Genomic DNA, 11,115 nt, shown 5'->3' with positions numbered 1-11,115 from the left:
CCAAGGCGAGAGAGTTGATCGACCGGTTTCATGCCATGATCCGCAGTCGAGAAGTCGGGGATCTTTCGTCCTGGATTCACGATGCCGAGGGAAGTTTGTTGGCGTCCTTCGCTCGCGGCATCAGTAAGGATGCATCCGCAGTGCAGGGCGCGATTACCGAACCGTGGTCGAACGGCCAGACGGAAGGCCAGGTGAACAAGCTCAAGCTCGTGAAGCGGCAAATGTACGGGCGCGCCAAGCTTGATCTTCTCGAGGCCTGCTTGCTCGGCGCCGCCTGATCGTCATCGAAAGTGCGTCAGACCAAATTTTGAAGGCCGTTTGACACCTTGTCGTCCGCAGTCCACCGGCGCCGTCCCCCAGCGCCGTTGATCACCTCGATCCGACGCATCGGCTTAAGCGTAATGTCAAAACCAGACACAAAACGATCCTCCTCAAGATCGTCAGACTCGCCCGTCAGGCCAAAACGCGAAAGGTGGAGCCGGGACTACGCTTACGAATTTCTGAGCCTCTCGGACGAAGAGAAGGCTTGGAGTTGAGTCGATGTCACGTGCTGATATTGGCACCACGGCTGCTCGCCAACGCGAGGACAACCTCGGACGGAAAACGCAGCTTGCTCCCATGGCACTCTCATGTACGGCCCGGTTCCTCCCTCTCTCCTCGTGGTCCCACTCTGGATTAGCAGAGTGGTGAAAAGCGTTAAACTTGGGAGCGTTGCGGCGTCACGAAGCGCCCGCTGGGCGCGCCGCGTCAGTCGCGCTTGAAGACGACACGGCCGAACCAGCCCATAAAGATCGCCAATACCACGGCGAACAGGCCATAGAGAAACGAATAATTGCGGGCAAAATCATCGACCATGGCTTCGAAGCCAGTCTTGATGACCAGCAGCGGCTCGCTGCTCTGACGGATGAAGACCCCGTTACGAAACAGGAAGGCGCGGACCGTGTGATTGCCAACCGGCAGATCGGCCGGCAATTGTAGATCGGCACGGAACAGCGTGGCGCTGACGAATTCGACGCCACCGATCGTTTGGTTGTAGAGGCCCCGCCCGCGCCGGATCCGGCGCAGCGCGCTCGCATACTCGTCGCGGTTGGGAACCAGCGTCGGTTCGCCGTCCGTTGGTGGCGCGACCGCGAGCGTCTCGGGCTCCGCCTCAAGATCGGGAAGGAGATGCGACCGGCCGCCCTCGCTGGTGCTCAGCCGCAGATCGTCAATGCCCATGGACAGGCTCACCCTGAAGCTCTCGCGGGTGATGTCGCTCAACGGCCGTGTCGAGGCCAGCGCGTAGGATGCCGGGGCGATGTCGAAGGCCTCCGAATCGCGGTTGATCCAGAGGCCGAGGGTGCGCTCCTTCTTGCGCACGACCACCGGCCGGCGAGGGCCGACCAGCGAAACGACGATGTCGTAGCGCTGCTGGCGCCGTATCCGCGCATCGGCGTTGTCGAGAGCGCCAAAGACGACGAGTCGGGTACCGGAAAAGTCGGAGGTGATGCCAATGCGGCTGGTCGACACGCCAATTTCGAAGGTCTCAAGAGCCACCTGTCCGGAGACCGGCGCGGGCGTGGCCGCCACCAGGGCGAAGGCAGCCGCCCCTCCCGCCACATGGCACACCGACCCGCCGCGGCAGTGGCGTAGCAAAGAGGATGCCGATGACCTCATCCGATCTCTCCGCTCGGCATGCTGGTCGAATAGGGCTCGGCCGGCGTCGAGAGCATCTCAAAACCAAGCCGCAATGCCACGGCCAGGACAAGCAGCGCCAGCAGCGCGCGCAGCTGGTCGCCGCGCAGCTTGCGCCCCGCCTCGGCGCCGAACTGCGCCCCGATCACTCCGCCGAGCATTAAGAAGAACGCCAACACCACGTCGATCGTGTGGTTGGTGGATGCCTGCAGAATTGTGGTTACCGCGGCGGTGAAGATGATCTGGAAGAGCGAAGTGCCGATGACGACATTGGTCGGCACGCGCAACAGATAAATCAGCGCGGGCACCATGATGAAGCCGCCGCCAACGCCCATGATGCCCGCGAGTGTGCCGATCAGGAAGCCGATCGCCAGCACTGGGATGACCGAGACGAACAGCTTGGACCGCTGGAAACGCATCTTCAGCGGCAGGCCGTGGATCCAGTTGTGTTTGCCGGAACGCCGGATTTCGCCCGACCCTCCGCTCGAACGCCGAAGCGACTGGATGCTCTCGACCAGCATCAGTCCGCCGACGCCGCCAAGGAACACAACGTAGAGGAGCGAGACGACCAGATCGAGCTGGCCGATCCGCCGGAGCAGGGTGAATAGCGCAACGCCTGTCGCCGAGCCCGCGGCACCGCCAATGAGCAGCACCGTGCCCAACTTGAGATCGACCGTGCCGCGCTTGTAGTGCGCCAGCGCCCCAGAGAAAGACGAGGCGATCACCTGGTTGGCCCCCGTTGCGACCGCCACTGCCGGTGGAATGTTGTAGAAGATCAGCAGCGGCGTGATCAGGAAGCCTCCGCCAACGCCGAACAGTCCCGACAGGAAACCCACCGCCGCGCCCATTCCGAAGAGGACGGCCATGTTGACCGAAAGTTCCGCGATCGGGAGGTACAGATTCACGTGTTGCCCGGTGCGTGAGTTCATGTAGCCAAGGAAGGGAGCCGAAACGTCTTCGCCCGACCCCCTACCTGTGCATGCTCGAGTGATCACCGATCCGGTGGACAAGGCGAGATCGAGGACGCTGACGGATGAATGACTTCAGCCAACGCATTCCGTCAGGGCTAGACACCGCTTGTCGCGCATCAGAAAAGCGCCGAACACGCGAGGCTGGCGCAACTCAGACGGAACGCTATCGAATGATGCGTTAGGCAAGCTCTGGCTGATACCCAGGCGGTGGCGAATAGCCGAGGTCGCCTCGCTTGATGACCGCATCCCTTCCGCCGGCCTCCTTCAGCAGCGCGCTTTGGCGTGCCTTGGCGCGACGATCGACCTCCTCCGGATCAAGCCGTTCCCGCAGTCGTGACTCGAAATCAGCCAACACCGACGCGTAGGCTGGGTCGCCAGCGAGATCGGTCATCTCGCTCGGATCCGTCTGAAGGTCGAAGAGCTGCGGCGCGTAGTTGACGAAATGCACGTACTTGTAACGCCGGTCGCGCAGCATGTAGATGCCGCCCGTCGAACCCATCGCATGGTACTCAGACAGGATCGTACGGTCTGGGTCCATCCCGTTCGCGAGTTCGACGATAGAGGTGCCGGGGTGGTCCGGTTCGACCATCCCTTTTCCATTTTCACCCACGCAGTCGATGATAAAGGGGTAGATGTCGAGGAAAGTCGCAGCGGTGTCGATCACCTTCCCTTCAGGGATGCCCTCGCCCGCTGCGATTAACGGCACACTGGCAGCTTCCTCGTACATGTTCGATTTACCCCAAAGTCCCCGCGCCCCGACGCTGTCGCCATGGTCGCTAGTATAGACGATGCGAGTGGAGGCCGAATTCCCGCTTTCCTCGAGCGCAGTAACAACCTTGCCAATCTGCTCATCGAGGAAGCTACACAGTCCGAAGTAGCCTGCCACACCGCGGCGAACGTCATCTTCCGATTTAAAATGCGCGTCGTAGTTTGACGAGTTGGCATAGTCGTTGATGTAGGGGTGGTAGTGCCGCTCACTCTTTGCGTATGCCTTCGGCATTGGCAGGTTGGGGTCGTTATAATAACGGTAGTAATGCTCGGGCGGCGCCGTCAAGGGAAAGTGCGGTGTGACGAACGAGACGAACAATACCCAAGGCTTATCGGTGTGCTTGGGGGCCTCATCGTGCAGCCACTTGGCGGTTTCCGCTGCGATCTGCCGATCGTAAAGCGTGTAAGGTGATTCGCCCGGGCCAGCCATGTCGGCCATTTTGTAGGCCGCGCCGCGGACGGGAATATCCTCCCGTACAAGACCCATCAGATCGCCCTTTCCCTCGATGACGTGCATCGGCAGGATCTCGTGCGAGAAGCCGTTGTCGTCGTCGCTCGAGCGAAAGTGGAGCTTGCCAATAGAGACCACCTCATGGCCGGTGTCCCGCAGGCGGTGATGCCAGGAAGGGATCGAACCATCGTATGGATCGGCATTGTCCCAGAAACCGATCTGAGAATTGTGCTTGCCAGTCGCGAAGCTCGCCCGCGCGGGAACGCAAATCGGGCAAGACGTATAGGCGTTGTCAAAGCGCGTGCCCCTCGCGGCCAGCGCATCGATATTTGGGGTCGTGATGAACTCGTGACCGTAGCAGCCCGCCATTGCCCGTTGGTGCTCGTCTGACATAATAACTATGAGGTTCTGAGCTTGCATTTTCCGGAATTGCCTTTCTCGAATTACTGACAGCGCGACGCCATGCCGCGCTGTCCGGTTTTTTTGCTGAATTACTGATTCTTGGCGATGATGTTGTCGTACACATCTTGGAACGTACTTCTCTCATTGCGGAGAAGGCCTTCGAACTCTGCTGGCGGCATCCACGCAGGGGCGAAGCTAAACTTTTCGCCGAATGCGGCGAAGTTTTCGCTCTCAGCTGCGGTCTTCAGCATATCGGTGAGCTTCGAAACTACATCTTCAGGGGTGTCCTTCGGGACATAGACACCGCGCGTGACGCCGACATCGATGTCGAGGCCAGAGTCTTTCAGCAGTGGGGTATCACGCAGCGGTTCATAGCCGATGCGGTCGAGCGAACCTGCGGTTGCGAGAACTGTGATATCGCCATTTTTGATAGCGTCCAGCATAATTGGCGAATGGATCACGCCCGCGTCGACCTCATTCGCAAGCAAGCCTTTCCGCAACTGTGCACCAGCCTGATAGGCGACGACCCTGAGTGGAGCTTCGCTGAGCCCCACGATGGCGTGTGCGACAATGGCATGTGCGCCGGCCGCTCCGCCTACACCAATTGTTACTTTGTTAGGCTCGTTGCGCGCCGCGTCTAAGAGATCATCAATAGTTTTGTAGCCGCGCGCCGAGTTCGCAACGACCCATGTCGGCGTTGAGATTACCCCACCGACATATTTAAAGTCATCAAGGGTAAACGGCACCTCTTGAAAAGTCATAAAAGAAGTTAGATCACTGCTGCCATAAAGCAGTATCGTGTAGCCGTCCGCTTCAGCCTGAAGCATAGCAATGGTTCCGGTGGTACCGCTTGCGCCAGCGATGTTATCGACTACTACGCTGGCGTCGGAAGTCTCCTCTATGGCTGCCGCGATCGCACGACCGATAGTATCCGTACCGCCGCCAGCGTTTGTAGGTACGATCATGTGGATGGTATCGGACGGATATTTTTGCGCCGAGGCCGTTGCTGGCATTAAACACAGTCCTAGAAGCGCCAAGGCGACGCACGTTGATTGCGTAAAGGACATAAGGTTTCCTCCTTTTCTTATTACGAGTGTGCAGAGCACGCGGAAGCGTCGGAGATCGATTTAGAGTGCTTGAAACTCTGCCTGATCTCCATCGCAATCAATAAAAGCACTACGCTGATCAGAAAAATTCGTGGCCACGTGGCAACAAAAGTACCCCAGTCTCCATTCGACAGAGACATAGCTAAACGTAGATTGATCTCGATAACCGGCCCCAGAATGATGCCTAGAACAATAGTTACGACCGGGAATCCACGCTGTTCCAGCAAGAAGCCTATAACGCCGAACGCGAGCGCAACCCAGATGGGAAACACGGTGTTGCTGGTGGCGAATGCGCCGATCGTAGCGAGTATCAGGATAAACGGAAACAACCACGACCGATCCTGCTGGAGAACGAAGATAAAGTAACGGATCGCCTTCCAGCCTAGAAAAAACATAGCGATATTGGCGATAAGTAGCCCCGCAAGAATACCCCAAACTATATCACCATTATCCCGCATCATGGTCACGCCTGGTGTAACGCCATGTAGCAAGAGCGCTCCGAGCATTACTGCCGTAGAGCCGTCACCCGGAATCCCCAGCGTTAACAATGGGATCATCGTTCCGCCAGTTGTAGCGTTGTTGCTGGATTCTGGGGCTAGGATGCCATCCGGTTCCCCCTTGCCGAAATTTTCTGGAGTCTTTGAGCGGTTGCGTACAGTGGCGTAAGACAACCATGTTGAGCCATCCGCGCCGACGCCGGGCACGGCGCCGACGCCGACGCCGTAGCCCGCGCCGATTGCGATCGCTTGCCAACGTTTGGCGATATCTCGCGCCTTCGGCATGGCGAGGCGCATAACCTTATCGACAATGTGAGACCGATCCCCAATTAGGATAATGTCGCTCAGCACGACTGCGATACCGAAGATTCCGACAAGTGCCGCCGCGAATGGAATCCCTGAGCTTAATTCGAGGCTTCCAAACGTGTATCGCATTACGCCATCTTCTGGATCGATGCCGACGGTGCCGATGAGAATACCGAAAAGCACCCCCAGGAAACCCTTCACCAGGGAGCCGCGCACGAATGCGCACACCATAACCAAGCCAGCAGTGCCAATGAGGGCGATGTCCGCTGGCCCTGCGTTGAGCGCAACAGTTGCAATAAGCGGGACGCATGAGACGGCGACCGCCCAACCGATCAAGCCGCCGACGGAGGATCCCACCGTCGCGTAGCCGAGTGCGTGCCCCGCTTTGCCTTGCTGGGCCAGTGGATAGCCATCGAGGGCGGTACATGCACCGGCTGGCGTACCTGGGGTACGCAAGAGAATAGCTGAATAGGAGCCGCCGAGCTTGGTCCCAACGTATATACCGATCATTAGAAGGAGAGCTGGTAACGGCTCCATGCCGTAAGTGACCGGCAGCAAGACCACGATCGCCATTGGAGACGAGAGCCCCGGTAGGGCACCGATTATGATGCCTAGTGCCGTGCCAGCGATCGTGAGAAGCAAATTAAAGGGTTGGAGGGCGTCGCCAAACCCTGCGATCAAATTTTGCAACATGATTGACCTACAGCGGAAGACTGAGTGCGACGACGAAGAGCAAGTGCAAACCACCTGCCCCAACCAGCGCCACTACGCCAATGCGCCAAAGCGACGTCTGTCCCAGTAGGGCGAACATTGCTGATAGGAATATCGCCGAGGCAATGAAGAAAGGTATTTGCTTCAGCATTAAGATGAAGCCAGTCAAAAGTAGCAGTGTGCCAATTCGGCGAAGAACAACGTTCCAGGCGATCTGAGTGCGATTTTTGTGCACCACCGGAGCAGAGAAGGCCCTGCGCAGAGAACCAGCTAAATAAATGATCGACAAGATCACGATTCCGACGGATGCGATCGTCGGAACTGCCGCGTAATCCAGTCTGCCGGTGCTCATGACGAACCCAGGGGTGTCGATGTAATTTATATGGTACGCCGCATATAACCCAAGAGCGAGAAATACTCCTGCAAATCCGGCATCTTTCCATGCAGTGCTGCGGCTATCGGCAGCGGGCCCAACATGTCCACCTTCGCTCATCGCATTCCTCCCCTGAGACGCATCTCGCGCGTTCTTCATTTACGTCATAGCCTATAAGCTATATAGCTATTGTCAACACTCCTGTTCGAGACCCTGATGTCGACCCACTCTGACAAGCTCTTCTTTGAAGCCTACCCCGGCCCGGCAGCCGCACCACGTGGGGTGGCGAAGTACGAGATACTGAGACAAAGCATCGCCGGCGCTATCGAGGCTGGGCAGCTGCCCCCTGGCACGCGGTTGCCGGCGGAGCTAACATTGGCTGCAGGTACGAATTTCAGTTTAGGCACGGTTCAGCGTGCACTGCGCGAGCTCACCGCCGACGGCTATATCCTGCGGCGCCAAGGGCGCGGCACCTTCGTTACCAACCGAAGAGAAAGGATGGACGAGCCACTCCACTCGAGGTTTACCCTGCCTAACAGCAGAGATACCCTGCCTGTCTACACGCGCCTTATCCATCGCGCTTTGGAGGTCGAAGCCGGACCTTGGACCGAGATACTGGGCACCGATTCAAATGGGATATTACGACTCGATCGACACGTTGACATCGCGGGATGCTTCCGCATCGCCACCTTCACCTACATGCAGATGAGCATGTTCAGTGCATTCATGCAGATGCCTCCACAGGACATCGACGGGCGCAACCTGAAGCGGATGGTCTTGGAGCTGTTCGGATTGAGTGTTCAGCGTGTCGAGCAGTGGATGCGCGTCGCGCCGATGCCGTCCGATGCAGCCGAGGTATCGGGCTGCTTAGCCGGAGAGAATGGAATGGAGATTCGTGCAGTGGCTTACATGAGCGGCGGTCGTCCGATGTATTACCAGATTCTTTGGGTGCCTCCGACGGAAGAAGCACTCTATCTTGAGCTGGTTGTGGGTAGCTAAGCGTGCCCGTTTATCAAAATGTGCCCGGAAGTGGGCTTACGGAAATAATTTCGAGAGGAGTAACGCCAAGGTCCGGCAGTTTTGCTCGCCTCATCGTCACAGCCTCCGGTGATGCCGCGACACCGTCTCAGCCGGCTCTGACCCCGCGGCCACGTGGGTGCTGTGTTCCCGCCGCGCTCCGAAAAGGCGACGTCGGTATTGGGGTTCCGCGCACGAGCCGATGTAGCGCCGCGTTCGACGCCGAAGCGTTCAGGGCCACGCTATACGGTCGCGCCGTCTCTATTCCAGGCGGCGCGGTTCGCACCGGAACGGAAGATCCGCAGATCACCGCCGACGGAGAAGGTCCCCCGCGTAAAGCTCAAGTACGCTCTTTCATGCTTGATCGTTACGCTGTGACAAATCGCGATTTCTCGGCCTTTCAAGCAGACACCGATTACGTTACGGATGCGGAGCGCTATGGCTGGTCGTTTGTTTTTATCGGTCTCTTGGCAGAACGTCCGGCGAGCGGACGCCCAGCTCCTGATGTCCCTTGGTGGATCGCCGTAGAAGGTGCCAGTTGGGCGGCCCCCGAGGGGCCATCCACGAACACCAATGGCAGAGAGGACCATCCTGTGGTCCACGTTTCCTGGAATGATGCGCAGGCCTTCGCAGATTGGGCCGGGGCACGGCTGCCGACGGAAGCAGAGTGGGAGCATGCAGCTCGCGGTGGGCTACTTGACCCGCGTTATCCTTGGGGGGACCGCGATCCGAACGACGCAGACTTTTTCCCTTGCAACATTTGGCAGGGGCTATTCCCAGAGAGCGATCTAGGCCGAGATGGTTACGTCGGTACCGCGCCGGTTGATGCGTTCATTCCGAATGGCTACGGGCTGCATCAAATGAGCGGGAATGTCTGGGAGTGGTCGGCGGACCCTTTCCGCATCCGTTCATTGCGCAAAGCCGCACGTCGTCGATCGGATCAGGCGGTTTCAAGTAGTGCAAAACTGTTGAAGGGTGGTTCGTTCCTTTGCCACTCTTCCTACTGCTGGCGTTACCGCATCGCCGCCCGTACTGGAAACGCGCCCGATAACAGTTCCAGCCACACTGGATTCCGTATTGCTTTCACCCCGCGAGACAACATCCATATCCCTACACATGGCCAGCACTAACAGAGTTTTGAAAGAGTCGCTCGCCGCAGAGCTTCGAGCGTGATTCATTGCTTTGAAGAGATTCCAAGGGCTCGTTTTCGACCGAAGAGGCCGCCACGAAGCTGATTTTCCTGGCCATCCGCAACTTCGAGAAGGGCGGCCGCGCTGTCCGGGAATGGGTTGCGGCCCGAAATCAATTGGCCGTAATGTTCGTTGGGCACTTTGACGCCTGACGGTATCTGAAGACCGCTTGGGCCGGTGGCCAGATACACAGAGCTCCTGACACTCCCTTCCGGAGGCACCTCATGGGTGTGTTCTATGGGCGCTACCCGCTATCCCCCTTTGGGTCCCCCCGCCGCTGCCGCTACGCAAACAGAACCGCGCGAAGCGCTTGCCAAATTTCCGAAAAATGCTCCGCGCATGACTATATATCCTCGGGTTCATGAGTTTCTCGTGGCTGCGGAAACTGACAATACTTCGACCATGCATCCATCAGCGCTCGCCTCTTATCCAGAGCATCGCCACGTGAGTAGGCCCGTTCGGTCGCGTCTCCTACTGCGTGCGCAAGCGCTAGTTCTGCGAGTTCCCTTGGAAAGTCGGTGGTCTCGCCCACCCAGTCACGGAAGGCAGAGCGAAATCCATGGACGGTGAAGTGTCCTAGGTTCATGCGACGTAGCATCATCTGCATCGCCATATTGGAAAGAGGGCGCTCGGCTTTCTGGCCAGTGAAAATATAGCTGTTCACTTTGGCCTGCTCCATCTTCTTGAGGATTTCCAGCGCTCGCGGCGATAGCGGCACTCTGTGCTGCCGGCCGGCCTTCATCCGGTCCGCTGGAATGGTCCACATCTTCGCTTCTTGATCCATCTCCGACCAGAGCGCGCCGAGCGCCTCTCCAGAACGTGCGGCGGTCAATATGGTGAACTCAAGCGCGAGCGCGGCTGTAGCCTTCTGCGAGTGCAGGTCCGCCATGAAGCCAGGAATGTCCTGGTACGGCATAGCGGCGTGATGACCCCGCTGAAGTTTCTGGCGTTTCGGGAGCAGCATTTCAAGGTGACCACGCCAGCGGGCTGGGTTCTCGCCTGAACGAAGCCCTTTTGCCTTAGCTGCATCCAAAACCCGCTCAATGCGTCCCCGCAAGCGAGATGCGGTCTCGTTCTTCGTCAGCCAAATGGGTTTCAGGACATGCAGAACGTCGTCTGTCGTTACATCCTGCAGACCCTTGTTTCGCAGCGGCGCAGCATAGGTGGTAAGTGTCATTGTCCACTGCGCTGTATGCTTCTCGTTGCGGAAGCCGTGTGCGAGATCCTTGACCAATTCGTCGGCGAAGGCGCCGAAGGTGACGGCAGCCTTGCGTTCTTCCCGTCCTGCCCGCCGCTCATCGATCGGGTTGCGCCCCTCTGAGAGCACCTGCCGAGCCTCAGTAGCGCGCTCACGTGCCTTAGCGAGCGTGACTGACGAGACGCCACCGAGCCCCATCTCTTTCAGCTTGCCCTGCCACCGGAACATGAAGAGCCAGCGGCGGGAGGATCCGGGTCCGACTACGAGATAAAGGCCGTTGCCGTCGGAATGCCGCCCTGGCTTTGTGATCGTAGCTACCGCCCGTGCGCTTAGGTGTTTAGTCCCGGCATTTGGTGGATTGGATCGAGCGTGAATCGTTCTGGTTCTGAAGTCCATCGTTTGCAGATGAACTCGTAGGGCGTGAGGCCCTTCAGGGTCTTGAGGCGCCGGG

The 11,115-nt window shown here is 58.6% G+C and carries 11 protein-coding genes and 1 pseudogene; 3 read left to right on the top strand and 9 right to left on the bottom strand.

The window, feature by feature from the left end; translation table 11 throughout:
• On the top strand, positions 1 to 278 hold a 278-nt coding region (locus H9Q09_RS22050; protein WP_187392854.1), incomplete at its 5' end, for a transposase.
• 469 nt (positions 279 to 747) lie between these two features.
• Here H9Q09_RS22050 and H9Q09_RS22045 read toward each other — a convergent pair.
• From H9Q09_RS22045 to H9Q09_RS22020, 6 genes are all read right to left on the bottom strand, one after another.
• Positions 748 to 1,656, bottom strand: a complete 909-nt coding sequence (locus H9Q09_RS22045) for a TIGR02186 family protein (protein WP_187392853.1) — start codon at positions 1,654 to 1,656, stop codon at positions 748 to 750.
• Positions 1,653 to 2,579, bottom strand: a complete 927-nt coding sequence (locus H9Q09_RS22040; RefSeq protein WP_187392856.1) for a sulfite exporter TauE/SafE family protein — start codon at positions 2,577 to 2,579, stop codon at positions 1,653 to 1,655. Before H9Q09_RS22040 ends, H9Q09_RS22045 begins: the two co-directional genes overlap by 4 nt.
• Before the next feature lie 244 nt (positions 2,580 to 2,823).
• Positions 2,824 to 4,284 carry a sulfatase-like hydrolase/transferase gene (locus tag H9Q09_RS22035; protein WP_187392852.1) on the bottom strand — a complete coding sequence of 487 codons (1,461 nt, stop codon included), beginning with the start codon at positions 4,282 to 4,284 and terminating at the stop codon, positions 2,824 to 2,826.
• A gap of 71 nt (positions 4,285 to 4,355) precedes the next feature.
• The gene (locus tag H9Q09_RS22030; protein ID WP_187392851.1) at positions 4,356 to 5,279 is read right to left on the bottom strand and encodes a tripartite tricarboxylate transporter substrate binding protein; all 924 of its coding nucleotides are present in this window, start codon (positions 5,277 to 5,279) and stop codon (positions 4,356 to 4,358) included.
• A 74-nt stretch (positions 5,280 to 5,353) separates the two neighbouring features.
• A complete protein-coding gene (locus H9Q09_RS22025) occupies positions 5,354 to 6,868 on the bottom strand; it encodes a tripartite tricarboxylate transporter permease (RefSeq protein ID WP_187392850.1) in 1,515 nt (504 codons plus the stop codon).
• Positions 6,869 to 6,875: 7 nt separating this feature from the next.
• Positions 6,876 to 7,379 carry a tripartite tricarboxylate transporter TctB family protein gene (locus H9Q09_RS22020; protein ID WP_187392849.1) on the bottom strand — a complete coding sequence of 168 codons (504 nt, stop codon included), beginning with the start codon at positions 7,377 to 7,379 and terminating at the stop codon, positions 6,876 to 6,878.
• A 96-nt stretch (positions 7,380 to 7,475) separates the two neighbouring features.
• Between H9Q09_RS22020 and H9Q09_RS22015 the strand changes: the two genes are divergently transcribed.
• A complete protein-coding gene (locus tag H9Q09_RS22015; protein WP_187392848.1) occupies positions 7,476 to 8,258 on the top strand; it encodes a GntR family transcriptional regulator in 783 nt (260 codons plus the stop codon).
• Positions 8,259 to 8,539: 281 nt separating this feature from the next.
• Complete coding sequence (locus H9Q09_RS22010) at positions 8,540 to 9,406, top strand: formylglycine-generating enzyme family protein (RefSeq protein WP_348646351.1); 867 nt, start codon at positions 8,540 to 8,542, stop codon at positions 9,404 to 9,406.
• A gap of 44 nt (positions 9,407 to 9,450) precedes the next feature.
• Here the strand turns inward: H9Q09_RS22010 and H9Q09_RS22005 are convergent, their stop codons facing one another.
• From H9Q09_RS22005 to H9Q09_RS22615, 3 genes and pseudogenes are all read right to left on the bottom strand, one after another.
• On the bottom strand, positions 9,451 to 9,657 hold the full coding sequence (locus H9Q09_RS22005; protein ID WP_187392847.1) for a hypothetical protein: 207 nt from the start codon (positions 9,655 to 9,657) through the stop codon (positions 9,451 to 9,453).
• 152 nt (positions 9,658 to 9,809) lie between these two features.
• Positions 9,810 to 10,973 (bottom strand): integrase arm-type DNA-binding domain-containing protein, encoded by a 1,164-nt coding sequence (locus tag H9Q09_RS22000; RefSeq protein WP_348646350.1) that lies wholly within the window; start codon positions 10,971 to 10,973, stop codon positions 9,810 to 9,812.
• Positions 10,974 to 10,993: 20 nt separating this feature from the next.
• A pseudogene (locus H9Q09_RS22615) lies at positions 10,994 to 11,115 on the bottom strand (IS481 family transposase); the annotation flags it as partial.

Source organism: Aurantimonas sp. DM33-3 (assembly GCF_014334315.1).
In the GTDB taxonomy this organism is placed as follows: domain Bacteria; phylum Pseudomonadota; class Alphaproteobacteria; order Rhizobiales; family Rhizobiaceae; genus Aurantimonas; species Aurantimonas coralicida.
The sequence above is the reverse complement of the archived record's forward strand: the minus strand, read 5'-3'. Positions and strand labels throughout refer to the sequence as shown.